Raw genomic sequence first — 25802 nt, 5'->3', positions numbered from 1 at the left:
ATCGTTTGAAAATGTTCTTTGAAGTGGTCAATGTGCATGATGCTCTCCCTAAAAAGGGAGTATATGATCACAGCTAAATGTGATCGTCAAATTGGTCGTAATTTTGATTAAAAAACGTTCACGATCTCACCCTGACTGGAATGGTCCTACAACCTTAAAAGGTGAGCATCCTCTTAGACCATATGAAAACCACACAATGCCAAAACTTAGAGGTTATTCAAATAGCATACCTAACGAGTTTGATGAAGGAACGACAAGTAAAGGTAACACTTTTAGAGTAAATAAATTAAGAGTAGCAACCGATATAGACTTTAAAGAAACGCCGCTTTACATCAGCCAAAACTGTATACGCCATCATCTATTCAGATCACAAGCTTTTGATATTCATTATGCGAATAAAGCAAAGTTAGATAACTTAATGAAAGTATTATCATCAATAACTGGATTAGTGCGAGGCTATGTTGTACCAAACAGCCAAAATAAGCGTACAAGCCCGTTATTAATAGAAGATTTTGTTGATCAATTAGGCAATGGTAATTTTGAGCAATTTGGGCAAGCTGGTGAACGCGATAATTCATCGTTCTTTTCAAAAACCACCTTTGGCGACACTAAATACATTTCATACGGTTCAATCAGTATTGAACAATTGCAGTTTATTTCACTTGATAAAAAATTCGATCGTGAAGCGATGCAAATTAAAGAAGGGCAAGGTGAAGAAGTTGCTAAATCAGTAGAAGAGTTTATTCAAACACTTGCTCCTGAATCATCACCGAAAGCGACGTTTCATAGTAATTATGTGCGTAAAGGGACGATTTTTGATGAGGGTGAAAATGGCATTTTATTAAATCAAAATGCAATGAAAGTGCTAGTGAAGTTTACTCTAGATCTCATTTCAGAGTTATCTATCCGCCAAGCTAAATCATATATGTATGTTAATGAGATGCTTGTCGATTATAACGATAGTAATAAAATGATGCGTATTAAGCGTGATGAAAGTGAAATAAGTTCTCAGCCTCAAACTGATTTTGCAGTTTACTTTGAAGCTAAGTAGAGGTGGTTATGAAAATAACCATAGAATATGAGTCTAGTTGGAGGAACTCGTTTCTTGAAGGTAGTAACAATGATGCACTACCTAAAACAGGACGAAAATTTATCGGTTCATTAAAAAGTTTAAATGAACGTAATAAACCAGAAAACTTTATTAAACGAGAAGTGACTATTGATACAGTAATGGGGGTACTAAATCGTTTAATAGGTGATCAGCGTAAGCTTTATCAATCTAGAAATGGTGAAAATTACTTTTTTAAAGAGATAGAGTCGCTTGTTAGGTTTGATGATAAGCCGAAGTCAGTCAATACTGAAATGACATATATAAGAAATATTACAGGCAGTACAGATCAAAATGCTTTCACTGGAATGATTAAAGTGAATGACCCTATTTTTACTTCTGATTATGCAGAGTATTTTTGGGGAGTATTATCATTAGACATTCCAGATTTAATCAACTTTATCTTAGACAAAGAAGTGAGCTTCAACTTCATTTCAGTAGAGCCATTATCATTAATTGCGAGACTAGAAGAGATAAATAAACAAAAGCCAATAGAAAACGAAGGTGAGCTAGCAGATGCTTACCAATACCTTTCTGATAAGTTTGAAAAGTTTAAAGGTATTAATAATAAAGGGCTAGTACTACCAATTAGCATGTATTGCTCGGCACTTTATCTACAAATAGAAAGGCTTAGTGATAAGTATGATATGAGCAGTGCTAGAACAAAAGCAGGTGGCATAGGAGGCATCTCTAATAACGGTTTTACTAAAAAAGATTTTATGGGGCGATACACAACAGGAGAAAAGAAAAAAATATGGGGTAATCCCTATATGCGAGAGGAATTAGTTAAAGGTATAGGAAAAACTAGACATTTAATGACTAAAGCTTCTGGGCAGTTAGTTATTGAAATAGATATTTCTCGTGAAAAGGCAAAGGAACTCTCACAACTTATCGAAAATGCAGGCGTTTCTTCATTTTATTTAGGTAAGAAGGGGTTGGCCTACGTCAGCAATATACGGATATAGGAGATAATAGTGGACAGTTATATTGAAATCACTTTAAAGCCCGATGCGGAAATGCGTGAAAATGTGCTGCTAAACAAAGTTTACACGAAGTTACATAAAGCTTTAGTGATGCTTAAATCTGATTCTATTGGAGTAAGTTTCCCCAAATATCAAATTGTGCTAGGGCGAGTTATTCGTGTACATAGTAATGGAAACATGCTTCAACACTTTTCTGATCTTAATTGGCTCGGTGGGTTAGTTGGTTACTGTGATGTAAGTGAAATCCAGTTGGCTCCTTCCTCGTGTGAGTATCGCACAATTTCACGGATTCAAAGCAATATGTCGCAATCTAAGCTGAAGCGTTTGCGTAAGCGAGGAAGCATAAGCGATATAGATATTAATAAATACAAAGCAAAAATGTTTACAAAAGGCTTAGAACACCCATATTTGGAACTAGAAAGTAGCTCTAATGGACATAAGCACCGTCGATATTTACGTTTTAGTGAAATCGCTAAAGAGCCTATAGAGGGGAAGTTTGATCTATTTGGTTTAAGTAAAACGGCTACAGTACCTTGGTTCTAAAGTAATTAATCGATAATGCTTTAGTTCGATATAAGGAAAGGGTCATTTGACCCTTTATTTTTGATATTTAAAAATACGACTTAAAAACAATGAGTTACATCTGATTATTTTTAACAAGGTAAAAAAGGGTATTTTTATCTAACTATCAGTTGTAGCTTATTTTATTCCTGATATTCTATTCTTCACTGCCGAACAGGCAGCTTAGAAATGTCCCCATCATGCTCATGCCCATATCAAGCACTTCACTGCCGAACAGGCAGCTTAGAAATTCGAGATACGCATCTACATGTCGAATTATCACTTCACTGCCGAACAGGCAGCTTAGAAAGGAAGTAAACGACATCAATTGTCAGCATGACACTTCACTGCCGAACAGGCAGCTTAGAAATTGGCTTGTCGTGTTTTCACGGTAGGGTGTGCCTTCACTGCCGAACAGGCAGCTTAGAAACAAACACAGAAGCTGGAGGCCGCCCCGGAGCACTTCACTGCCGAACAGGCAGCTTAGAAATGTTCTGACACTCCAAGGTGAGCCATTGCCAACTTCACTGCCGAACAGGCAGCTTAGAAAAAGCTTAGGCAAGCCCTCTTGGGTAAACTTAGCTTCACTGCCGAACAGGCAGCTTAGAAAAGAAAAAAAGGCGACCTGCTCTGAGTCATGTTCTTCACTGCCGAACAGGCAGCTTAGAAAGTAAGCAGTCGATTTGAAAGTGGCCTGAGTCTCTTCACTGCCGAACAGGCAGCTTAGAAAATAAAAAGCAAAGTTAATCAAGTGCTTATTGGCTTCACTGCCGAACAGGCAGCTTAGAAATTAACGTGAATAGGAATTCAATATGACTGATACTTCACTGCCGAACAGGCAGCTTAGAAATTCCTGACTTAACGTACACATTGATATATTCGCTTCACTGCCGAACAGGCAGCTTAGAAAGTTATTGCTGTTGCGATTAGAACGCTCATTGTCTTCACTGCCGAACAGGCAGCTTAGAAAAGTTCAAAAGAAACTCGGCGATTTTTTCCCAACTTCACTGCCGAACAGGCAGCTTAGAAAATCAAGGTAGATATCCTTCAGTGGCTCACCACCTTCACTGCCGAACAGGCAGCTTAGAAAAAATAGATAAGGTTGCCCAGGTTACAGAACAGCTTCACTGCCGAACAGGCAGCTTAGAAAGGTTGGTAAGGCTTTAACCTGTTCAACCGCTTCTTCACTGCCGAACAGGCAGCTTAGAAAAATAAGAATTTGACGTAGTAACAGTTCCCCATCTTCACTGCCGAACAGGCAGCTTAGAAATATAGGTTAACCCGCTGTCATTTTTTTGATTTCTTCACTGCCGAACAGGCAGCTTAGAAATCATTTTTTATTATGTTGAGGTAGTGACTAATCTTCACTGCCGAACAGGCAGCTTAGAAAGTAGGCGAATTGAATAGATTCAAGCTGCAAATCTTCACTGCCGAACAGGCAGCTTAGAAATTATTCTTGCTATCTCTCTAGCAATTTTTGCTCTTCACTGCCGAACAGGCAGCTTAGAAATGTAAAATTTTGAGAGTCTTGAACAGTATCACCTTCACTGCCGAACAGGCAGCTTAGAAAGCCCTTGCTGGCGGCTAAATTTCGATTAATATCTTCACTGCCGAACAGGCAGCTTAGAAATAGAAACATGGTCGCATGGCTCCCCAATTAAACTTCACTGCCGAACAGGCAGCTTAGAAAGTTTTCAGGGTATTCGCAGTGAACGCCTAAATGTTCACTGCCGAATAGGCAGCTTAGAAAATAATATTTTGAATCACGCTTTACTTTGTCTTGTTCACTGCCGAATAGGCAGCTTAGAAAGAAAGATACGTTAAGCATGATCACTTTGGAAAGTTCACTGCCGAATAGGCAGCTTAGAAAGTCTCAGTATTTCACAAAAACGACTGACGATGGTTCACTGCCGAATAGGCAGCTTAGAAACTGCGGCTAGGTTGTAGGCGGTTCCGGCTTCTGTTCACTGCCGAATAGGCAGCTTAGAAAAAACCCAACCGCGGCCAATGTGCCGCTTTTGACTTCACTGCCGAACAGGCAGCTTAGAAAGTAGACGTCATTACATTGTCACTTACTTTTCTGTTCACTGCCGAATAGGCAGCTTAGAAATTGCATGACTTTAGTAGGTGAAGCCTTTACACGTTCACTGCCGTGCAGGTAGTCGGAAACAGGTGGATATTTATCAATAAGCAGTGACAGCTTAATACCGAAAATGACGGTAAATTATTTAAGGCGATGCTGATTTTTTCACGCTTTTTTCACGCTTGCCTAAATATACTGTTTCACATCGACGTAATATACAGCCAACAGGCTAGCGAAAAATTACAATAATAAGGGTAAAGTCATGAACAGAACACTATTAACAATGTCGCTTGCAGCATTAATGTCAGTTCCTTCTATTGCGATGGCAGAAGTGGTTTCTCCTGCACCTGTGGCTAAAGCGCAGACATCCACTCAAGGCGGTTTTGATGGCCCTCGTCATGGCACTTCAATCATTGAAACGATTAAAGAAGCAAAAGATGTCAGTGATGATACTAAGGTTGTACTAACTGGTAAAATTAAAAGCTCACTAGGTGATGAAGATTATATCTTTGCTGATTCAACAGGCGAAATTACTGTAGAAATTGATAACGATAAATGGTTGGGGCGTACCGTTACCACTGGTGACACCGTGGTATTACGTGGTGAAGTGGATAAAGATTGGAACAGCTTAACGATCGATGTGGATAGCTTAGAAGTTAAATAACGGCTTCTAGGTTAATTAAATGATTTAAAATAAGTAAAACCAAATAAAAACGAAAGCCTGCATCATTAATTTATGCAGGCTTTCTTGTTTTGGGTGCTTGTCTGTTTGCCTAGTCTTGTGACGTTAGTTTGTAAGACGAGTCGAACAATTAAAAAATCAAATGCGCAACGCCAACAATCACCGGTAGGGTAATAAGAGTTCGTAAAATAAAGATCACGAATAGCTCTAATAGGGTCACTGGGATCTTACTACCTAATAGAAGGGCGCCCACTTCAGACATATAAATTAACTGAGTAACCGACATCGCTGCAATCACAAAACGCGTCATATCACTATGGATAGGCGCTGCAAGAATTGCTGGAATAAACATATCAGCAAAACCCACCACAATCGTTTGTGATGCGGCCACTGCTTCAGGAAGCCCAAGTAGTTTTAAGTATGGAATGAAAGGCTGACCTAAAATCTCGAACAGTGAGCTATGCTCTGCAATGATTAAAGCACCAGTACCAAGCGCCATCACAACTGGTAGGACACCAAACACCATATCAATGGCATTCTTCACGCCCTCAACTAATACTTTATGCAAATGACCAACGTTATCAGCTTTGGTCAGTGCTAAGTGCATGCCCCAAGATAAGTTAGTGTGGCCTTTTGGTAAATCATCGGCTTTCATATCTGGCACTGAACCATCAATGAAAGTGTCTTTCTTCCAGCGTAATGGTGGAATGCGAGGTAATATAATCGCAGCGACTAAACCTGCCAAACAAACTGCGCCATAAAAAGGAATGAATAAATGCTCAAGATTTACCTGTGCGATGACTACTAGGCTAAAAGTGATCGATACTGCTGAGAAGGTCGTACCCACAATGGCGGCTTCGCGTTGTGTATAGAACTTATCTTCGTATTGTTTACTAGTTAGTAAAATGCCAACAGAACCGTCACCTAACCAAGATGCCATACAGTCGATAGCAGAACGGCCTGGTAAGTTGAAGATAGGGCGCATAACTTTACTTAATAGCGTCCCGAATAGCTCTAGTAGGCCGAAGTTAAGTAAAAGAGGCAGCAACATACCGGCGAAAATGAATACGCAGAACAACGTTGGTAATAGACCGTTTAATACCATGCCACCGGTATTTTCTTCCCATACTATTTCTGGGCCCGCATGGTTGAACGCCATAACGGCTGCAATACCACCAAAAATACGCACCACAAACCAGATTAACGATGGCGTCATTAACGCGTGTAAAAAGGCATTATTTTTAATAAACGCAGGTTGAATCAGTTTATATAACATGGTTGCGATAGACATGAACGCAATAACAACAGTAATGATAGGAACGATGCTATTGGCTAATGCTGCCTGTAGAGATTTGGCTAAGATAGCGACTGGAATAGTGTATGAGCCTTGGTAGCTCAACGGTGCCATGAATAAAAACAAACCGATCAAAGATGGAATAATAAAGGTAAGGTAAGTTTTTAATGGGTAGCTTGTTGTTTCTACCTTGGCGTTACCCGTTGGTTTTGAAGAATCTTTCATTATGCTCTCAAATGACAATGCTTAAAAATTGCGCAATCCGTCGCATAACTATTCACTATCAATCCATGATTTATTCAGTGGCGGCAAGAATACCGACTTTCTAATCAAAGTGAAATAGGGAAACGGCAATTTTTGGAGATAAAAGTTACTTGGGTATAGCCATTGATAATAGAGTGGTGGATTTCTATTCAAACGAAGGACAGACCTAACTATCTGTGATAAAAGTCACGATATTTGTTGCTGCTTTTAGATAAAGCCGTCAGAATAGCCGCTCAATCAAGATTATTAATATCACTTCCAGCGACACCAATCCTGAAAGCCGAGTAAATTCTCATATACCTTGTCACTACAACAAGTAAACATAAGGTATACAAAGATATTGATATTCATGTCTATGAGCCATTTGGCTTCTCTATTTTATCGAGATCAATATTTATGAGTTTTTCCTCTTTAGGACTTTCTGCCCCTTTACTTAAAGCGGTGGAAGAACAAGGCTATACCACACCTTCACCAATTCAAGCGAAAGCCATTCCTGCGGTGATCGAAGGTCAAGATGTAATGGCCGCTGCGCAAACCGGTACAGGTAAAACGGCTGGTTTTACATTACCGATTCTTGAGCGTTTATTAGTCGGTGAGCGTGTTAAACCTAATCAAGTTCGTGCACTTATCTTAACGCCTACTCGCGAGCTTGCGGCTCAAGTACATAAGAATGTTGAGCAATACAGCCAACATACGCGCTTAACCTCAACGGTTGTATTTGGTGGTGTTAAAATTAACCCACAAATGATGAGATTAAGACAAGGCGTTGATGTACTCGTTGCCACTCCTGGTCGTCTATTAGATTTGTATAACCAGAATGCAGTACGTTTTTCTCAGCTAGAAGTGTTAGTGCTAGATGAAGCTGACCGTATGCTGGATATGGGCTTTATTCGCGATATCCGTAAAATCTTGTCTTTCTTACCCGCGAAACGTCAGAACTTATTGTTCTCTGCCACCTTCTCTGATGACATTCGTCAGCTTGCGAAAGGCTTGGTGAATAACCCTGTAGAAATTTCGGTTAACCCATCGAACCAAACGGCAACCACGGTCGAGCAATGTATTTATCCTGCGGATCAAAAGAAGAAAGCACCGATGTTGCTGAAACTGATCCAAGATAATGATTGGCAACAAGTGTTGGTATTTAGTAAAACCAAACATGGTGCTAACCGTTTAAGCCGTTTCTTAGATGAAAAGGGCGTGAGCTCAGCCGCCATTCACGGCAACAAAAGCCAAGGGGCACGTACCAAAGCACTAGAGAATTTTAAAACCGGGGAAGTACGTGTTTTAGTGGCAACCGATATCGCCGCTCGTGGTATCGATATCGCGCAATTACCACAAGTGGTGAACTTTGATTTGCCGCATGTCTCTGAAGATTATGTGCACCGTATTGGCCGTACTGGCCGTGCAGGCGCAACCGGTAAAGCTATCTCTTTAGTATGCGCTGATGAAGCTCATGACTTATTCTCGATTGAACGCTTAATCAAGCAAGTATTACCACGTATGGAACTTGAAGGTTTCCCGGTAGTCAATAAATTGCTGGAGTCAAGATTAGATACTCGTCCAATCAAGCCGAAAAAACCAAAGAAACCGAAAAAGACTTTCCAACATAATGATGGTCAACGTTCAGGTGATAATGCTCGTGGTCATAAACCAGTAAGCAAAAACCGTCGTCATGCAGGCAATGCAAAACCGGCGACAGCATCTACAGACGGAGCGGCAAAGCCACAAGCCAATGCGCGCCCTAAACCCGCTGCAAACCGTAAGCCAGCAGGTGCTTCGCCACAACGTAATCCTAAAAACAATGGCAGTAATTTCAAAGCAAATTAAGCCTAGTAAAATATAGGATTGGCCGTGTGCGAGATCGCTTACAAGCTATGTGAGTGATCACGGTTATTCAATATGAAAATCAGAAAAGGTCAACTTTAACTTATTGTTATGGTTGGCCTTTTTGTTTTTTGGTGTTTTTGGTTTAGAGAAAGAGCAAAAACTTTGAATTAGGTCTCTTGAGGAATCTCAGCAGAAGCGTAGTCTTATCGGTGTCGGAAGGAAACGACATAGGATTTAAGAAAAACCAAGACGGTTTTATTCAGGATGAAGTTTGACGGTTAGGATAACGGTCAGCAGGAAGCACAGGACATTTGACGGATTAAATTAAGCGGCAGGGTGCGGCTTAAACGGATAAATGGACCCCTCTAGTTTGAGGAAGGAACACCGCTCAAGGAACAAGTGATGAGCGCTAATTAGGAACGATTAGCAGCAAGGATTTGCGTAAGGACACCGCTAAGAAGGCGAAGCTGGATGAGCTTAGGATAAGCACTATCACGGATTTGATGCATGGAGCATTAATAGTAGCCGGAATGCTGCGAGTGAGACTATAACCCCGATACGAAAGTGTCGGGGTTTTCTTTATTCAAGCCTTGAAGTGACTTGGGGATATCAATATAGAAATATATCCAAGTCACTTGGGTATAGTGTAGAATCCGTCTCAAGGTGCTCGATTAAGAGTAAAAGACCTAAATACAAGGCTAATAGAACATGCAACAAAGTGATTTCGAAACACTCGTAAAAACCCTATGTACGCTAGATTCCGTTCCAACTGCACTTAAATTCCTGCAAATGAACAGCGACAGCAACGTGGCCGATGCCGCTAAATCGCTATCTGGTCAATTTGCGTTAGCAGAAGTAGAAGGTGTGAACCGCATTTATCATGTGACGACTCAAGAAGATGACAACGGCGTAGAGCAAGAATACGTTGAGCACATTATGAATGAAGGTGATGATATTATTCGTTTCGTGTCGTGGTTCTTCGACATTATGTTCGATGTGAAAACGAAAGATACTTATACCGCAGCCGGCAAAACCTATACTCAGCCAAAACGTAGTTAAGCTAATTGAGGTAAACCTCTGTTTTCATAAGTAGATCAAAAGCCAATAGAGTAATCTGTTGGCTTTTTGAGTTTTATATCAGCTACCTTTGCTACCACCGTCATATATTCTGTTATTTATCCGTAAAAAAGTGCAATCTTTGGTCAGTTTTTCGATACATTAGAGAAAACAACAATATAAACTCAGGAGCAAGGATGTTCGTTAGAGAAGCGGAATTTGAAGATTATTCCAAAATAGCCAAATTACATGCCACCAGTTGGCAGCAAGTCTACCAAGGTCTTTTAGATGATGATTATCTAGCAAGCCGAGTGGAAGATGAACACATGGCGATGTGGCAAACTCGCTTAACTCAGCCGCCACTTAATCAAGGTGTATTGGTATTGGAAGAGGCAGGCGCGTTGTGTGGCTTTGTTTGTCTATATGGTAATCATAGTTTTGACCAAGGCACTATGATTGATAACTTGCATGTCGATAAAGACCAACGTGGTAAGGGATATGGAAAAGCTTTACTCGCAGAAGCAGCAACATGGGCACAAAAGCACTTTGCTGATTCAGGAATTTATTTAGAAGTGCTGAAAGGTAATGATCCTGCTAAAGCATTCTATGAGTCACTTGGTGCAAAGGATAATAGAGATTTTATTTGGAATGCGCCCTGTGGTTCACAGGTACCATGCCATACTTATTGCTGGGAAAGCCCAAAAGCCTTACTTGAAGCAACAAATTGATTGTTAGCGAAAGATTAAGATACCGATGCACGTTAAAAATAAAGGGATCCTAAAATAGGATCCCCTGTTTTATGGATATACAACCAGTGACGAATTAGTGCACCTTACGAGTTTGTTGTTTTAAGACATGTTGGCATAAAGCGTCAGCCAAGAAATGCGAGGCAATATTTCTATCTACTAAAGCCGATGGCATATGACCTGTTTTTACGACGCCTAACCATTCTTGAACCATGTTATCAAAGCCTTTAGTGGCAAGCATTGGCAACCAGTCTTTGGTTTGTAATTGCAGAGCGTGATCATCTTGCCACAGCGTACCTTCCATAAAGCCACGGAACTCATAGGATTGATTAGCAAAATCTGCTGATACTCGTTCTTGAGTTTGACCAAACATGCGGTTCATCGACGCATTAAGTAAACTACCTTGCTGTTGCCATTGAATATTAATACTTGCCAGTTGTTGGTTGTCACTCCATTGGGTGGCGATATGCATATCGTTAATGTTTGATTTAGCAAAAATATTCACGCTATCGAGTGGGTGAATAAAGTCATCAAAAATAAAGGTACGCACATCACCTGGTTGATTAAAGCGATGTTTCTCCCAACGCAGTGAATGCAAAGGGTTAAGTGGCATTCCCGATTGAACGCCCACTAAATGTTGGTTGAATAGGGGAATATGACGACGATTAAAGCCAACGTATAACGGCGTATTATTACGTTGAGCGAGTTCATATAAGGCTTCACAATCATGGCCATTATCCACCAGTGGCTTATCGACAAAAGTAGCAATGTGTTGCGAGAGGAAGAAGCTGGCAATATCTTTATGGCTAGAAGTCGCGCTGTGGATCATTACCGCATCAACCCCAACATGAACCAGTTGGCGATAATCGCTGTAATACTCACGAACGTTATACTTGGTGGCTAACTCTTGCAGTACTTCGGTATTACGGGTGCATAGTATCCATTCGACGCCTTCAATTTGAGTGATAAAAGGTAGGTAGGCTTTTTGTGCGATGCCGCCGAGTCCGATTAATGCGATTTTCATAGCGGTTCCTTTTTAACTCTAAGCTTCTATGTGATACGAAAGAGTAGTATCTGAAGAAATGAATACCATCATACGGATTTTTTTCAGTAGAATAACCCTAAATTTTCCAAAATGACGAAGGGATTCAATGACACTAACAATTTGGCTTTCTTTACTGCTTATTTGTTTACTTGGTGCGATGTCACCGGGGCCCAGTTTGGCAATGGTCGCAAAACATAGCTTAGCAGGTGGACGCAAACACGGCTTAGCCACTGCTTGGGCTCATGCGTTTGGTATTGGTTTGTACGCGTTATTCACGATTCTTGGTTTAGCGATTTTACTTCATCAATTTCCATTGATATTTAAGACAATTACTTATGCGGGCGCGGCGTATTTAGCCTGGTTAGGTGTTAATGCTATTCAATCAAAAGGTGGTATTGCTGAGCGTTTAGAGTCAGGGATTAGCTGTTCAGTGGCTCAATCTGCAAAGGAAGGTTTTCTCATTTCCATTCTTAGCCCAAAGATTGCCATTTTCTTTACTGCATTATTTAGCCAGTTTGTTGCAGTGAGTGCTGAAACCAGCAGTAAAGCGATTATTGTCATGACTCCATTTATTGTCGATGGGCTGTGGTATACCTTAATTACCTTTATGTTATCTAGTCAGCTTCTACTTTCTACACTGCGCAATAAAGCCCATTGGATTGATCGTATTTCTGGTGTGGTGTTAATTGGATTGGCATTACGAGTGATGTGGGTTGCATAAGTCAATTAGAATTGAATGGAAGTCTGTATATACCCAAGTAACCTAAAAATGCAGAATTCAGAGTTATCATTCAAACCAACCTATAAAACTAACTCAAATAAAAATCAGCACTGAATCACTTCAAGTGCCGATTTTTATTAATCATTTGGATTATTGAATAGAGCAGCAATTAGAGTCTAAGCTAACAACATAATCCCAGACTGAGCGGGTAACGTTAGCGTTTGACGTAGTAGATCATCACCACCGAGCCAGACATTAAATTGGTTTTGATTGGTCGGCAGAGTAATGTGGCATTCTTCAGAGCCTTTATTAATCGCGATTATGCCAAGTGGTTTTTCTTCCGTTCCTCGCAAAATCACCAATACATCATCGGTTGATTCGAGCACTTGCACTGGCGAGCCATGTACTTGCTTATGAAATTGAATCATCTTGATCAGACTCGTGTCGTGCCAGCTTTGTTCCCATCTAGGGTAACCTAATGCATCCAGATCATTACTGGTGTTCAAATCGGTATAGATCAAAGGCGCGCCATCGCTGCAACCAAGTAAGTAGCAGTAAACCAATTGTTCTTGTTGCGGCGATAGCATTTGATTACGGAACACATCGTTATTAGGAATATCATGGGTTACCGCAAAAGTAATCGCACGTTTATCCTCTAGGCATTGTCCTTGTTGATGCAAATCTAGCAACGAAGTCATGCTGTGATCATGTTTGAACACATTTAATAAACGATGGAATAGCGGGAAGTCATAAGCATCAAAGGTGGTTGATTCAATAAATGGTTTTAAAAACACGTCATATTCTGCTTTGCCTTCGCCGCCATCAGTAATGATCTCTCCAAATATTTTCACGCCTTCACTGATGTCTTCAGTCCACACTTTGACAATATGTTCAGGTGAAAGGTGTTTCGCTGCATCGATTCTAAAGCCTGCAACGCCGAGATCTTTCAATGCTTGTAAGTAGGCTTGTTGTTTGGCAATGACATTTTCCGTCGGCGCTAATGTTGGCAAGCCGGGATCGCTATCGCTGCCACTGAGTCGGCCTTTTTGCACATCACTAGCATCTAGCCAGTTAGTGATCGGAAAGGCAGGTTCAAAATCTTCATCGGTAAACAATGGCTGAGATAAATCGCCAAACAGCTTTAATGCTTCAAAGTGTTCTACTTGAGCTTGGTAGTCTGCCATGGTTTGTGGATTAGGGTAGGTGAGGTCACTACGTACTTGAGATTCATTGGCCATATGATTAAACACCACATCCACATAAAGTGAAATGCCATGTTCGGATAAGGCTTTTTGCATCGCGATAAAATCAAGGGTATTACCTAATGGGCTATTAATCACACGATAGTCTTGCGGCTGATAACGGTTCCACCATTCGGAATGATTAGGTGATGTCATCGCCGGAGAAACTAAAACAGAATCATAGCCTAGTTGAGCAATGCGCTCGGCTTCGCTGGTCACTTTTTGATACGACCAATCAAAGGCATGTAAAATCACATTGGCAGAAGAAACTGCAGTCGTTGCAGTGACAGATTGATTTGTGAATACGGACATAATGCCTCTTTAAAAATTAAGAATATACTCTTCGTGCTTGAAGCCGTAGCGTTGGGACGGCATTCATTCATCCAATTAAATAGACGAGCTATGTATATGGGGCTCATTAATTTACCGCTTTACAGCAACTCGTATTACTTTGGGTATAAAAAATAAAAATGAACAACGCCAGCATCATGGCCGGCGTTGTAAATTAAGTTAAAGCGATGGCATTACCACCATGCTTCTGCCTGAATACCAACTGATAAATCATCAGATTGGTCGCTACCAAAGCGATTGTCGTTTTTGAAGTCATCAACGTAAGAAGCGTAGACACGAATTTCAGGGCGGGCCCAGAAGCCAGAACCAGCAGACCATGCTTGCGCGACGGTGAATTTAGCGCCTTCATTGTCAGCACCGTCATTACCCCACTGATTTTCTTCTGTGTAGTAACCTGCTTCGAATTCGGTTTTCATGGTTTCAGACCAGTTATAGATTGGGCGGACGACCACGTTGGCAAAAGTATGATCTTTTTTATCACCTTTATAAGAGCTTTGAGCAAACATCACTTGGTGACCGAAATCCCAGTTCTCGCTTAAATCTACTACACCGAAGTTAATCACACGGAAACCCGTATCCCCATCTGAAACTGCAGGGATCCAGCTACCTGAACCTAACCCAGCCATACCCGATGCTGCGCCGTTGGTTGCAAATTGGAAAACGGTTTTATTGAAACCACCGAAGAAGTTACCTTGTGTGATAACGGCTGTCGCCATTAAGCTATCTTCAGTGTCTAAACCGAAATCTTTTTGATCATCGGTTTCGTTAACCATATAGTAGTTTACGCCCAGCTCTAATGATGCATCTTGCCATAAACCAAGGTCTGCATAACGTAAGTCAAAATTATTAACGTTGTAATTTTGTTTATCAGTAACGCCGTCACCGTCTAAATCGACACCAATATCATTTCCTAAAGAATCATCACGCATGAAAGCAAACGAGATTTTACCTGGGCCAGCTGTGACATTTTCAATACCGCCACCAGCGCCACCAGAGGTATTCCAGTAGTAGAAGTCAGTAATGTGAATGTCTTGACGTTGGTAATAACGTTTACCGGCCCAAAGAGTGGCTTCTTTATCGAAATCGAATAAGCCTTTGGCTTGAACGTTAAACTGTGCAAGCGCAACATCTGCACCATCATCGTCATCACGAGCTGATTCCCAGCCGTTTGAACCATCCGATCCGTAAGCGACCATTGAACTTATAATGAACTCAGCGCTGTCACCGGCCTTAATCGGTGTGGTATCTAATTGTATTTCGCCATAAACGTCATCTTCGTTACCAAGACGACCGACTTTATTTCTTTCGTATGATTCATTTGCGCCACCATGTGCACTCACGCCAGCGCCAGCGCGCATATAACCATGGAAATCGACACCGACCGCCATTGCAGTTGGTGCAAGTAACGCAGAGGAAACGGCAGCAGCAGTTAAACAGACCTTGAGGTTTTTCATGTTATTAATCCTTTATATTGTTTCATCTTGCTCACCGGTTATGTTGTTAACCTAATGAAGCTATTGGATCTCTGAATGTGTGGCGGCTTTTAGTGAGCTTTTATTTGAATCATTCAGCGATGAAGCAATTTTGCGAGAAGTGAGGCGAACCCACATCCTCCTGAAATCGAGGCGTAGGGGGAGTAGAAATAAAGGATGAGTGCGACGATCACACTTGGTGTAAACGAAGGCTTCACCAAGTGTGATTTAGCGCTTAATAAGCCATGTTAAGCGCATGAAAAGTGAGATCTTTGACTCAAATAATTGGGTTTTGTGATCAAGGTTAGATTTTGTGAATTGAATGATGATTTTATGGGGAACAGGGATTTTTCTGGTAAGTTTTTTCGTCACTCATTGATCTATAGTGGTCTTTCCAATATTTGCATCCTCGATCTTTAATATACACAATCAACTTCAAGATGGGCTATATCAAAACAGCGATAAATGCTGGGTAAATAAAATGTAAATGATATTTTTGTTATGGATTTATTTTGTGTTGTAAGTCGAAAGTGGTGTTTAGGGGAGTTTAATAAGACTGAATCTTGAGGTCTTATAATAAATAATTAAACTTAATTCAGTAGGTTGCTATGAGGCATCAGCCGATTTCACTTCTCAACAATCAAATTACCGAGCTTTCTTATGGGCCTCTATCAAAGGTAGAAGTTACCCATGAGTTAGGGCAGTTTTTAGAGATAATGTCTAAATGTAAGACACGTAAAGAATTAAACTTGGCTTCTTTTTTACATTGGATAAAACCAGCGGTAATCCATAGGCAATATAAGTTTTTTAAATTATCTAGTGATGTTGGCTATACCGGCTATGTTATATGGGCTTGGGTAGATGACTCGACATTAAATAAATACATGACAAAGCCTAGATTTTCATTAAAGCCAATGAACTGGAATGAAGGGAATAATTTAATAGTTGTGGATTGGTTTGTTGAAAAAAACAATGTAAGTCAATTAAGAGAATTCTACAGGTTCATTAACTTGTCTACGGATATAGATAGAAAGGAATGCAATATTTGTATCCGAGATAACCAGGGAAATGTTATCAGAACGAATAAACGGAGTATTTATGGTTGCTGAACTATTAAAAACACATAAGTTATCTGGAAAAGATAACACTCCATGTATTGGTAATGGTCTACCTGAAGAGTCATTCGTTGCATTTGACGCCTACAAGCTGAATGACACAGAAGTTGTTTGGGTAAATAAAGCCCTTATCGAGGAATATAATATTGAACTCGAAGAAGCATGCATTAAAGGCGAGATAATCAAGAATTTTAGTTATGTAACCAAGGGTTATACCAAGAAAGAAAGGATGGTAACGAGTGATAAAAAACAATTTCTAGCTGACCAGTATGGCTCAAGGCATGAAGTGTGCAACGGTGGTAGTGCACGGTGTGGCTTAAATGGGCATTTTCAAATTAAAGGAGTTGGGCGTAACCCTTTAGTGGCTGCAAATATGTCGGAAAGCCACTCCCACGGTAAATTATTTATTGATGAGGCCATTAGCGAAGCGATTTGGGGTGAGATTTGCCATAAGCATTTGCCTTACGGTGCCATACGGACTCTAGCTATTATCAAGACGAATACAAAGCATAAGTTCGGATACTTAGATGATGCGCCAAACAAACACTGCGCCTTAGCTATCAGAGAGGTTTCTGTGCGCCCAGCACATTTTGAGCGATGTACCTTTTTCTGGCCAGATGAGAAATATTGTTTTCTACGTGACAATGATGCGAATCGAGTAAGAAAGGCTGTGCCTTATTTCTCTAAATTGTTGTTAGATAAAAATGAAAATGCCTCTCTTGGTGAGGCTATTAATAAAATGATAGATCGTTTGGCTTGTCAGGTTGCAGCATCAAGAGTGAAAGGAATCCCACACGGTTCTTTAACGAGTTCAAACATATCGATAGATGGTCGGTTCTTGGATTTTGGTACCATAACGGCAGTGCCAGATTTCGGTAATTATGTATTGGCAAATGGTGTTGGTGCAGTATGGGATGATCATGAGCTTATTGAATCTTGGTTAGTTAACTTTATTGATTCAATTAATCATTACTCTAAAAGTGGCTTGACGACGATTCAGGTGCGTGAACATTCGAATAGATTTTCTAGACTACTCGATGAATATGAGAATAAGTTTTTGTTACTTGAACTAGGGATCGAGGAGCATTCTAGTTCTAATTTGCAGAAAGCGAGCCGTTTAAAAAATAGACTAAGAAGTGATGAACGCAGGATGATCACTCGCTTTAATGATCAAGAATTTCGTGAGAATGTTCGAATGGAAGCAAAGAAACTTGGTTTTGAAGTCAAGTCTGTTGAATTCCCTTTACGAGAGGCTAAATATTCTTCGTTTAACCTGCTACAGGGGCACTTGAATACAAAGTACGACGATCACTCAGTTAGTCAGCTTATTAATAGTTACGTAGCATAAGTGAGATAGCTATGATTGATGTGATTGAAATCATTTTAATAGTAACATCTTTACCTCGTTTATAACAACCTTAGTTTTATTTGGGTGCTATAAACTCAAGAAATTGAAGTGCAAAAATAGTAATGACCCAACAGTTTCGATTTTTTTACCTTTCTATAATGAAAACGAAAAGCATTTAGTTTGCGCACTAAATAAGCTAAACGACCAGGATTATTCAAGTCGAATTCAGGTTATTGTTATTGATGATGGTTCGACAAATAATGCAATCACTAGAGTAAAAGAATGGGTCGATAATACCGAGATGAACCATGATTTTCAAATTATAGAAAGGTCAGTAAATGGTGGTAGGAAAGGTTTTGCATTAGACCATGTATTAGAACTTGACGTTGCTACTGGGGATGTATATGTCGTTGTAGACAGTGATACTTATATTGAACCCAACGGTATATATGAGCTAGTAACCAAACTTTGGTCTGATGAGAAATACGCTGCGGTTTGTGGTTATATAACCCCAGAAAATCATGAAGGCAGCTTCATAGGTAAACTGCAACATTATGAACATATTAGCTTTTATGGCGCAATAAGAGCTGCGCAGGACAAACTCGGTTGTGTTCCCGTATTAGCCGGCGCGTTTGTTGCTCACCGAGCCTCAGTGGTGAGACAATTAGGTGGTTGGAGTGAGTGGTTAGTTGAAGATATAGCATGGTGTTGGAAAGCGATTTCTAACGGATACCGAACAGGTTATGCGCCTAGAGCAAAAGCGACCACACAATGTCCGACAGATGTTAAAAGTTTGTTCAATCAACGTAGACGCTGGGCTCGGGGACGAGTAGAAGCTTATACAGAAGCTTGGAAGACTCATTGGATAGCAGGTCTATGCGCTTCTCCTTGGTTTTTACTTACGGCGGCACAGTATTTATTTCCACCAAATATTATTTTATTTGGATTTATGGTTGCGATGGATATTTGGATACCAATAGTAGTTGGTGTTGCCAATGCATTTGTATATTTTTTATTGGTGCATTCTTATATAAGAGATTTTAACCTTTCGGGTGAATTATCAAACCGACAAGTGATTAAAGCACCATTATATTCGGCTTTATTAGAATCGATTACGTGGCTACCTAATTTACTCGGCTATTCAGATGAAATTCTGGGTAAGAAGAAGGGATGGTTAACAAGGTGATTTCTATGAGCGCAGTACTATTTTACTGTAATTAAATATAAGGAAATGAGCTATGTATAACTTAAACACAGAAGAAATTTGTCTAGTTGATGGTGGTGGTGATGGTAATGAAAACAGTTCGAACTGGGGGTCTGGTTTTTTAAATATAGGAATTGGTTTGGCTTTAAGTCGTGTACATCCAGTGTTAGGTATTGCTTATAGTATTGGTAGTATTCAAGGGAGTTATAGTAATAATAGTGGTGTTGGTACAGGAACAAATCAAAATTATGGAGGTAATGGGTTGGATTCTGGTGGTGGAATGATGCAAGCTGGTGGCTCCAGAGGTGGTTACGGATATTAAATGACCATTATGGATAATATTTATAGTTTAAAGTTATTATGGGTTTTTATGTATTGTCCTAACTGTAATAAAGTTAGATTAAGTTTTTTCGATAAGTATAATTTAGTCACTTGGAAAGAGGTGAGGTGTTCTAATTGTGATGTTATTTGGAAGGTGAATAATATTAATTACTCATTGGTTCTATTTTTTGTTGTGGTTTGTTCTTATTATGTCGCTGGTCTTGATGTTAACCTTTTTATGAAGATTGTTTTTATAATATTAATGTATTTTTTGGCTGTTTTTTATTGTCCGATTAAAAAAAACACCTTGTAAGAGGTGTATTTTGGTTTGTAAATAATAACTCTATTGATGTCTATTTAGGGGCGATATATGGTTCAATAAAGTTTGATTGTACCAAGGATATACCAATGATAAGGGATGGTTAACAAGGTGATTTCTATGAGCGCAGTACTCTTTTACTGTAATTAAATATAAGGGAATAACTTATGTATAACTTAAGTGTTGATGAAATTTCAATGGTTGATGGTGGTGGGGATGGTAATAGCAGTGGTTACCCGGCCTCGCCTAGTGCAATAAATCAAATGGCTGGTCCTCAAGGTGATGCAGGTAGGAGTCAGCTTGCGAATGCGGCTTGCCAAGGTGCTTTTGCTGCGTTAGGAGGTGCCGCAGGATTTGGCGCTAAGAGTATAGGTGCTGCTGCTGGGGGAGCAGGTGGCTTTGGCTTTGGAGGGGGGATGTGCAACTTCTAATGCGCTTCATATATTTAACTTCCACAGCTATTATGGCTAGCCTAATTGGTTACGTGGCGTTTAAAACAGATCTGAATTTTTATTTAAGACTAGTCTTATTTGTGACATTCATAATCCATGTACTATTAGTTAAGTCTTACTATAAAAAATAAATAATACAGGTCGTGTGTAGCGACCTGTATTTATGCAGTAAATACAGAAAAATGAGCTCACCTGTGAGTGAATGCCCACTCCAAAATGATAGTCGCAAAACGGTGTTGTTTTTGTCAACTTGTTAAGGTTGTGACAGGAAGTCCTTCGAGCATGCCTTGAAAAAAAATCCACATTCTATTTATTGAGGATTATACAATATGGATATTGTAAAAATATTATCACGTGATTCATTTTTAAGTGTGAATTGGGCATTAATGAATAATTGTAACTACAAATGCAATTATTGTCATTCAGACTTAAATAGTGGTTCTATTAAAGCACCACCTTATGAAGTTGTAGTTGATTTTATTGAGTTGCTTTTTGAGCATTCAAATAGATCGAGGTTGACGCCATGTTTTGAGTTTGGGGGCGGCGAAGTTACGTTACTAAGGTATTTTCCAGATATAATTAAGTTAATTCATGATCGTCATGGACTAATTAGTATTATTTCTAATGGTTCAAAGTCATTGCAATGGTGGAATGAAAATGCTCATTTCTTAAGTGGTGTAAGTTTAAGTTTTCATATTAATGATATTAAGAGTGAATCTCATTTTATCGAAGTGTCTAAAGTTCTTGAGTCTTCTAGAACTACTCGTTTCCACGTCAACGTGATGATGGCTCCTGAGCGGTTTGATGACTGCCTAGCGTTTGCAAATAGGCTAAAACAAGAAATCCGTTGCTCTATTGCTCTTCAGCCTCTATTTGAAGGTTTTGGTCATGGGGGGATTACCCAAAAGTATCCGTATACGGGCGAACAAGAACAAATAATGAAAGACTTTCGTGGTCGACCGGAACTCAAATCACTTCCGCCATCAATGGCTGAATTAGAAGTGAATTATTCTGATGGTACAACGGAAAACCTGTCGACTTTTGATCTAATCGCTAATGACCAGACCAATTTTATTGGCTGGGATTGCTATGCGGGGATTGATAGCTTAGTCGTCACCTTCAGTGGCGATATCTATCGCGCTTGGTGTATGCAGGATGGGCCTATTGGTTCCATTTATGATGAAAGCATTAAGCTACCTACTCATCCTACAAAGTGCAGGACTAAGATTTGTCAATGTGGTGTGGACCTCTCTTCAAAAAAGATCAACACAAGGCTTATTGAAAATAAAGAACAACAAATTGAAGTAACTCAACTATAGTCTCGATTAATTAGGTAAAGGATTACCCGTGGTAGCAAGAGCCAAGCATTTATACCGACCAGAGTATTTTGAGGCGCAGAAGTCAGATAATCAAGGTTCAATTTTGATTGATGCTTCCTTGAATCAACATCTGTTTGTAGCGGCGTCACTATTTGTTCTGATGACTATCCTTGTTTTCGTTGTTTTTGCTGAATATACGCGCAGAGATACACTGAATGGTGTGGTTAGTCCGACTGGCGGTATTGTAAAGGTACAGGCTAATGATGAAGGATATGCCGAAAATGTATTTGTTGTTGAAGGTCAAAAAGTACTCGCAGGCGAACCATTATATGAAATCAAAACCGAGAGATATGATGAGTTTGGTCAAGGTGTAAAAAAGCGTATTGTTGCCACCATAGAAAATCAAATTACTTTATTAAATGCTCGCAGGAGTAAAGAGATTGAAAAATCTCAGCACCAGCTAGAAGTAATTAATGATGACCTAATAGGCTTGTCAGAAGAGGCTGGAATACTGAAGTTGGTCGTCGATTTATCTGAACAAGAGCTGACCCTTGCTCAAAGTCTGGTTGATAAACAGCAAGTATTAGTCAATAAGCGCTTCATATCTTCGATTGAATTTCAAAAACAAAGACTCGAATTGATAACATTAGAAACTAAGGTACAAACACAACGTCTTAATTTACAGCGTTTAGTAAGAGAAAAAGCTAAACTAGAAGAAACGAAAAATACACTTCAGTTAGAACTTGATATTGCCTTACAAGAAATAGATCGCCAGCTTCAACAAATCGCTCAAAGTAAGATTGAGTACTTTTATCAAACAGACACTCAGGTTGTATCACCAATTGACGGTGTCGTTGCGTCCATCTTCGTCAAGGAAGGTCATTCAGTCAATAAAGGGCAACCGCTATTAGTGGTTATTCCAAAAGGCGAAGAGCCTGCCGTCGTTGAACTTTATGCATCCAGCCGTAGCATAGGCTTCCTTCAAAAAGGTCAGGGTGTTCGTTTACGGTTTGATGCCTTTCCTTATGAAAAGTTTGGTGTTCAGCAAGGCGTTATTTCATCAATATCAAAATCAGCCGTTTCAGCAGAAATGTTACCAAATAGCCCGCTAATACAAAGCCAACTTTCTCGTGCTAATGGTGGAGTGGGTTTGTACCAAGTGAGAGTTAAATTAGATAAGCCCACCATCACAATTTATGGGGAAGAGCAACTGTTTGTTCCTGGGATGACACTGACCGCAGACATTGAATTGGATACTCGTAAGATCTACGAGTGGTTATTAGAGCCCTTGTACACAATAAAAGGGAGAATTTGATAATGCATTCAGAAGGCATTATTGATTGGAGTTGGGGTAAAAAACTCTCTTTAATCCGACAAACTGAAAAAGCTGAATGTGGTATCGCTTGCTTAGCGATGGTTGCTGATTGGCACGGATATAAAACAGATCTAAGGTCGCTTAGGGTAAAGTGTGGTATTACTCAGCACGGAATGTCGTTTGCACGGCTCATCGAGTGTGGTGAATTACTGAAACTTTCGGGTCGAGCGGTTCGCTTAGACTTGCATGAGTTAGAACAATTATCTACACCATGTATTTTGCATTGGAATCTAAATCATTTCGTTGTGCTAAAAAAAGTGAGTGGGAAGAGAATTGAAATTCATGATCCTGCCAATGGTGCATTGACACTAAGCCCTGATGAGGTCAATAAACATTTCACAGGGATCGCGCTAGAGCTAACACCAACTCATGACTTTGAAGAAAAAGTGGAAAGTAAAGCCGTTCGGCTATCAATGCTTATTGGTAAAACCGTTGGCCTTAAAGGAGCGTTAGGCCGAATTTTTGTGTTCGCATTGGTTTTGGAAGTGTTGGCACTCACGTTACCTATTTTCAATCAAATTGTCATTGATGAAGTTTTGGTTGGGTACGATAAAAATCTTCTTGTACTCGTCATTGGGGCCATACTGATGGTAACAGCTACTCAAACTCTAATTGGTCTTGCTCAGCAGTGGGCGACAATCAAGCTTTCCGTGAACTTTAATATGCAGTGGGCTGCGAATGTTTTCCATCATTTGTTCCGGTTACCGATAGATTGGTTTGAGAAAAGAGATATAGGAAGTATTAGTGCTAAATTTGCTTCTGTAGATGTCATTCAGCAGACGTTAACAACTAGCGTAATTCAAGCTCTACTCGACTTAGTATTAGTCGTTGGCACATTGTCGGTTATGTTGGTTTATAGCCCCAAACTTTCACTCATTGCCATCGCTGCTGCATTGGGTTATATCATTCTTCGATTCGCTTGGTTTGGTGCGTTTAAGCGTGCTGAAGAAAACACATGGGAAGCTAGCACTCAAGAGGAAAGCTATTTTATTGAGACAGTGCGTGGTGTATTGAGCTTGAGAGTTAATGGGACGCTACCTTGGCGAGAGTCGTCTTGGCGAAACCTTAATATTAATCGCAGAAATGCGCAGCTACACGAGCAGAAGCTTGGGATGATCTACAATACAATGAATGTGACCATTGTTAGCCTTGTTTCAGCGACGGTTCTTTGGTTTGGTGCAAATTTGGTGCTGGATGGACTTTTTACAATCGGCATGCTTATGGCATTCCTTTCATATCAAGGTCGATTTTCTGCCAGCATTAGCTCTTTAATCAATAAGTACTTCGAGTTTAAGATGTTGTCTGTGTACAACGAGCGTTTAGCGGATATTGTCTTAACTGAAAAAGAAACGGATAGCGTTCCTGATGCCATGGGGCTGCCTATCGTAACCAATAGTCAAGGAGATCATGCTATTGAGTTTGATAACGTTTACTTTTCCTATGGAAAAGATCAGCCCCTTATTCTTAATGGTGCAAGTTTTAGTGTCAAAAGTAATGAAATTGTTGCGTTAGTCGGAGCATCTGGTTGTGGCAAGTCAACAATTTCAAAGCTTCTATTGGGTATCTATTCAGTCACATCGGGTAGCATTAACTATTTTGGTAATAAATCGATGGCCTCTAAATCGCTTCGAACTCAAGTTGGAGCAGTATTACAAGAGGACCAACTATTTAGTGGTTCAATTATCGAGAATATTACATTCTTCGCTGGTGATTTGGATGAAGAGTGGCTTGTTGAGTGTGCTCGTAGAGCGGGTGTTCACGATGATATAGAGCGCTTAAATATGGGATATCACACTCTGGTTGGTGAGATGGGCTCTAGTCTTTCCGGTGGTCAAAAACAAAGAATCCTCATCGCACGAGCTTTGTACAAGAAACCTAAATTTCTGGTGCTGGATGAAGCGACAAGTAGCTTAGATATTTATACAGAGTCGTTTGTTTGCCTGATGTTTAAAGAAATCAATATCCCCATTTTGATGATTGCCCATCGCCCAGAAACTATTGCGTCGGCTGATAGAGTTTTACTCCTGGATGGTGGCACTATTCAAGAGATCCCCCATAATTTTAGAAAGGAAACTCAAGATGTATCAATCTGAACGAATACTGTGCCCAAATAGTCATTCTGAATTGTCTGAGGCTGAATTGATGGATCAATATGGCCGATACTTTGGTTTAGAAAATTGGGTGACATTTTCTGGGTGCCCATCTATTACCTTGACCAAAGTCGGCTCTCAAGAATTCGAAAGTTTACCAAAAGGGAGTGAGGTGATCGCTATTGATTCAGGCTGTTATATTGAATCTTCCAACTGTCCTGCCTTTCCTTCTGGCATTACAAAGCTCACTAGTGTTTCGGTGAAAGACAAGCCTTTTGGTGAAATTTTTATCGGTAAAGGGTGTGTTCTTCAAGGAACTTCAATTTGTTCTTATAAAAAAGTCTCAATAGGTAACAATGTTATTTTTGGTCCAAATGTAGTGGTTATGGATTGCAGTGGCCACGCACTTTCCAATCGAGGCCATTCAGATGAATTTGATAATTTAAAGGCAGAGCCTGTTACAATTGGCAATGATGTATGGATAGGCTATGGTTGCATTATTTTACCTGGTGTAAATATTGGCGATGGTGTGGTTATAGGTGCTGGTAGCGTTGTAACAAAGAATATTCCTGCTAATTGCATGGCTGCGGGCAACCCGTGCACTATAAAGAAAATAGGATTAAATTAGCCGAAAATGCAAGAGAAGAAATGAAGTTTCTTTGTCTTTAGCTAGTAATACTAGTTGTGTGGTCCTGTTATATACCCTAGTGCTTGAAGTTGCAGCTTTATTAACAGCATTCATTCGCCCCAATCGCATAGACTAGCTATGAGATTGGGGCCTCATTCACTTGTTGCCTCACTGCAACTCCAATTACTTTGGGTCTA

21 protein-coding genes and 1 CRISPR repeat array are annotated in these 25802 nt (G+C 40.0%); of the genes, 17 read left to right on the top strand and 4 right to left on the bottom strand.

Features of this window, described 5'->3' with window-relative positions; genetic code table 11:
* Positions 1 to 103 precede the first annotated feature (103 nt).
* From cas7fv to ACN0T8_RS11105, 4 genes are all read left to right on the top strand, one after another.
* Positions 104 to 1051: a type I-Fv CRISPR-associated protein Cas7fv gene (cas7fv, locus tag ACN0T8_RS11120; RefSeq protein ID WP_417880690.1), complete on the top strand. Its 948-nt coding sequence runs from the start codon at positions 104 to 106 to the stop codon at positions 1049 to 1051.
* An 8-nt stretch (positions 1052 to 1059) separates the two neighbouring features.
* Positions 1060 to 2073, top strand: coding sequence for a type I-Fv CRISPR-associated protein Cas5fv (gene cas5fv / locus ACN0T8_RS11115; protein ID WP_417880688.1), 1014 nt, complete (start codon positions 1060 to 1062; stop codon positions 2071 to 2073).
* A 9-nt stretch (positions 2074 to 2082) separates the two neighbouring features.
* Positions 2083 to 2634: a type I-F CRISPR-associated endoribonuclease Cas6/Csy4 gene (gene cas6f, locus ACN0T8_RS11110; RefSeq protein WP_417880687.1), complete on the top strand. Its 552-nt coding sequence runs from the start codon at positions 2083 to 2085 to the stop codon at positions 2632 to 2634.
* A 180-nt stretch (positions 2635 to 2814) separates the two neighbouring features.
* Positions 2815 to 4762: a CRISPR direct-repeat array (repeat unit 28 nt; unit sequence CTTCACTGCCGAACAGGCAGCTTAGAAA).
* Between the two features lie 235 nt (positions 4763 to 4997).
* The gene (locus ACN0T8_RS11105) at positions 4998 to 5399 is read left to right on the top strand and encodes a YgiW/YdeI family stress tolerance OB fold protein (protein WP_417880686.1); all 402 of its coding nucleotides are present in this window, start codon (positions 4998 to 5000) and stop codon (positions 5397 to 5399) included.
* 148 nt (positions 5400 to 5547) lie between these two features.
* Here the strand turns inward: ACN0T8_RS11105 and ACN0T8_RS11100 are convergent, their stop codons facing one another.
* Positions 5548 to 6825, bottom strand: a complete 1278-nt coding sequence (locus tag ACN0T8_RS11100) for a YjiH family protein (protein WP_417880698.1) — start codon at positions 6823 to 6825, stop codon at positions 5548 to 5550.
* 546 nt (positions 6826 to 7371) lie between these two features.
* On the opposite strand from ACN0T8_RS11100, the gene ACN0T8_RS11095 reads away from it, so the two are divergent.
* The 3 genes from ACN0T8_RS11095 (at position 7372) to ACN0T8_RS11085 (ending at position 10586) form a co-directional block, all read left to right on the top strand.
* Positions 7372 to 8802, top strand: a complete 1431-nt coding sequence (locus ACN0T8_RS11095; protein WP_417880685.1) for a DEAD/DEAH box helicase — start codon at positions 7372 to 7374, stop codon at positions 8800 to 8802.
* A gap of 708 nt (positions 8803 to 9510) precedes the next feature.
* Complete coding sequence (locus ACN0T8_RS11090) at positions 9511 to 9861, top strand: hypothetical protein (RefSeq protein ID WP_417880684.1); 351 nt, start codon at positions 9511 to 9513, stop codon at positions 9859 to 9861.
* A gap of 194 nt (positions 9862 to 10055) precedes the next feature.
* The gene (locus ACN0T8_RS11085) at positions 10056 to 10586 is read left to right on the top strand and encodes a GNAT family N-acetyltransferase (protein ID WP_417880683.1); all 531 of its coding nucleotides are present in this window, start codon (positions 10056 to 10058) and stop codon (positions 10584 to 10586) included.
* Between the two features lie 94 nt (positions 10587 to 10680).
* Here ACN0T8_RS11085 and ACN0T8_RS11080 read toward each other — a convergent pair whose 3' ends face one another.
* Positions 10681 to 11628 (bottom strand): Gfo/Idh/MocA family protein, encoded by a 948-nt coding sequence (locus ACN0T8_RS11080; protein ID WP_417880682.1) that lies wholly within the window; start codon positions 11626 to 11628, stop codon positions 10681 to 10683.
* Positions 11629 to 11755: 127 nt separating this feature from the next.
* Between ACN0T8_RS11080 and ACN0T8_RS11075 the strand changes: the two genes are divergently transcribed.
* A complete protein-coding gene (locus ACN0T8_RS11075) occupies positions 11756 to 12370 on the top strand; it encodes a LysE family translocator (RefSeq protein ID WP_417880681.1) in 615 nt (204 codons plus the stop codon).
* 176 nt (positions 12371 to 12546) lie between these two features.
* Here the strand turns inward: ACN0T8_RS11075 and ACN0T8_RS11070 are convergent, their stop codons facing one another.
* Together ACN0T8_RS11070 and lamB are read right to left on the bottom strand one after the other, a co-directional pair.
* Positions 12547 to 13923 (bottom strand): alpha-amylase family glycosyl hydrolase, encoded by a 1377-nt coding sequence (locus ACN0T8_RS11070; protein WP_417880680.1) that lies wholly within the window; start codon positions 13921 to 13923, stop codon positions 12547 to 12549.
* A gap of 212 nt (positions 13924 to 14135) precedes the next feature.
* On the bottom strand, positions 14136 to 15416 hold the full coding sequence (lamB, locus tag ACN0T8_RS11065) for a maltoporin LamB (protein WP_417880679.1): 1281 nt from the start codon (positions 15414 to 15416) through the stop codon (positions 14136 to 14138).
* Positions 15417 to 16042: 626 nt separating this feature from the next.
* Here lamB and ACN0T8_RS11060 point away from each other — a divergent pair.
* The 9 genes from ACN0T8_RS11060 to ACN0T8_RS11020 all read left to right on the top strand — a co-directional run bounded on the left by ACN0T8_RS11060 (position 16043) and on the right by ACN0T8_RS11020 (position 25605).
* Positions 16043 to 16543 carry a toxin-activating lysine-acyltransferase gene (locus ACN0T8_RS11060; protein ID WP_417880678.1) on the top strand — a complete coding sequence of 167 codons (501 nt, stop codon included), beginning with the start codon at positions 16043 to 16045 and terminating at the stop codon, positions 16541 to 16543.
* On the top strand, positions 16533 to 17897 hold the full coding sequence (locus ACN0T8_RS11055; RefSeq protein ID WP_417880677.1) for a protein adenylyltransferase SelO family protein: 1365 nt from the start codon (positions 16533 to 16535) through the stop codon (positions 17895 to 17897). The genes ACN0T8_RS11060 and ACN0T8_RS11055 overlap by 11 nt, the downstream gene beginning before the upstream one ends.
* 103 nt (positions 17898 to 18000) lie before the next feature.
* On the top strand, positions 18001 to 19083 hold the full coding sequence (locus ACN0T8_RS11050; RefSeq protein WP_417880676.1) for a glycosyltransferase: 1083 nt from the start codon (positions 18001 to 18003) through the stop codon (positions 19081 to 19083).
* Between the two features lie 52 nt (positions 19084 to 19135).
* On the top strand, positions 19136 to 19423 hold the full coding sequence (locus ACN0T8_RS11045; RefSeq protein ID WP_417880675.1) for a hypothetical protein: 288 nt from the start codon (positions 19136 to 19138) through the stop codon (positions 19421 to 19423).
* A gap of 485 nt (positions 19424 to 19908) precedes the next feature.
* Positions 19909 to 20172, top strand: coding sequence for a hypothetical protein (locus tag ACN0T8_RS11040; protein ID WP_417880674.1), 264 nt, complete (start codon positions 19909 to 19911; stop codon positions 20170 to 20172).
* Between the two features lie 350 nt (positions 20173 to 20522).
* Positions 20523 to 21512, top strand: coding sequence for a radical SAM protein (locus ACN0T8_RS11035; RefSeq protein WP_417880673.1), 990 nt, complete (start codon positions 20523 to 20525; stop codon positions 21510 to 21512).
* 103 nt (positions 21513 to 21615) lie between these two features.
* A complete protein-coding gene (locus tag ACN0T8_RS11030; RefSeq protein WP_417880672.1) occupies positions 21616 to 22827 on the top strand; it encodes an HlyD family secretion protein in 1212 nt (403 codons plus the stop codon).
* A gap of 2 nt (positions 22828 to 22829) precedes the next feature.
* A complete protein-coding gene (locus tag ACN0T8_RS11025; protein ID WP_417880671.1) occupies positions 22830 to 24980 on the top strand; it encodes a peptidase domain-containing ABC transporter in 2151 nt (716 codons plus the stop codon).
* Positions 24967 to 25605: a DapH/DapD/GlmU-related protein gene (locus tag ACN0T8_RS11020; protein ID WP_417880670.1), complete on the top strand. Its 639-nt coding sequence runs from the start codon at positions 24967 to 24969 to the stop codon at positions 25603 to 25605. The genes ACN0T8_RS11025 and ACN0T8_RS11020 overlap by 14 nt, the downstream gene beginning before the upstream one ends.
* Positions 25606 to 25802 lie beyond the last annotated feature (197 nt).

This window comes from Vibrio sp. (genome assembly GCF_048266485.1).
Taxonomy (GTDB): domain Bacteria; phylum Pseudomonadota; class Gammaproteobacteria; order Enterobacterales; family Vibrionaceae; genus Vibrio.
The sequence above is the reverse complement of the archived record's forward strand: the minus strand, read 5'-3'. Positions and strand labels throughout refer to the sequence as shown.

What these genes read in the sequence shown, in the direction of transcription:
- ACN0T8_RS11045 (WP_417880675.1), top strand. Translation starts at nt 19,136, where the DNA reads ATGTATAACTTAAACACAGAAGAAATTTGTCTAGTTGATGGTGGTGGT.
- ACN0T8_RS11090 (WP_417880684.1), top strand. Translation starts at nt 9,511, where the DNA reads ATGCAACAAAGTGATTTCGAAACACTCGTAAAAACCCTATGTACGCTA.
- cas5fv (WP_417880688.1), top strand. Translation starts at nt 1,060, where the DNA reads ATGAAAATAACCATAGAATATGAGTCTAGTTGGAGGAACTCGTTTCTT.
- ACN0T8_RS11085 (WP_417880683.1), top strand. Translation starts at nt 10,056, where the DNA reads ATGTTCGTTAGAGAAGCGGAATTTGAAGATTATTCCAAAATAGCCAAA.
- ACN0T8_RS11055 (WP_417880677.1), top strand. Translation starts at nt 16,533, where the DNA reads ATGGTTGCTGAACTATTAAAAACACATAAGTTATCTGGAAAAGATAAC.
- ACN0T8_RS11080 (WP_417880682.1), bottom strand. Translation starts at nt 11,628, where the DNA reads ATGAAAATCGCATTAATCGGACTCGGCGGCATCGCACAAAAAGCCTAC.
- ACN0T8_RS11070 (WP_417880680.1), bottom strand. Translation starts at nt 13,923, where the DNA reads ATGTCCGTATTCACAAATCAATCTGTCACTGCAACGACTGCAGTTTCT.
- ACN0T8_RS11100 (WP_417880698.1), bottom strand. Translation starts at nt 6,825, where the DNA reads ATGGCACCGTTGAGCTACCAAGGCTCATACACTATTCCAGTCGCTATC.
- ACN0T8_RS11075 (WP_417880681.1), top strand. Translation starts at nt 11,756, where the DNA reads ATGACACTAACAATTTGGCTTTCTTTACTGCTTATTTGTTTACTTGGT.
- lamB (WP_417880679.1), bottom strand. Translation starts at nt 15,416, where the DNA reads ATGAAAAACCTCAAGGTCTGTTTAACTGCTGCTGCCGTTTCCTCTGCG.
- ACN0T8_RS11095 (WP_417880685.1), top strand. Translation starts at nt 7,372, where the DNA reads ATGAGTTTTTCCTCTTTAGGACTTTCTGCCCCTTTACTTAAAGCGGTG.
- ACN0T8_RS11105 (WP_417880686.1), top strand. Translation starts at nt 4,998, where the DNA reads ATGAACAGAACACTATTAACAATGTCGCTTGCAGCATTAATGTCAGTT.
- ACN0T8_RS11060 (WP_417880678.1), top strand. Translation starts at nt 16,043, where the DNA reads ATGAGGCATCAGCCGATTTCACTTCTCAACAATCAAATTACCGAGCTT.
- ACN0T8_RS11020 (WP_417880670.1), top strand. Translation starts at nt 24,967, where the DNA reads ATGTATCAATCTGAACGAATACTGTGCCCAAATAGTCATTCTGAATTG.
- ACN0T8_RS11040 (WP_417880674.1), top strand. Translation starts at nt 19,909, where the DNA reads ATGTATAACTTAAGTGTTGATGAAATTTCAATGGTTGATGGTGGTGGG.
- ACN0T8_RS11025 (WP_417880671.1), top strand. Translation starts at nt 22,830, where the DNA reads ATGCATTCAGAAGGCATTATTGATTGGAGTTGGGGTAAAAAACTCTCT.
- ACN0T8_RS11035 (WP_417880673.1), top strand. Translation starts at nt 20,523, where the DNA reads ATGGATATTGTAAAAATATTATCACGTGATTCATTTTTAAGTGTGAAT.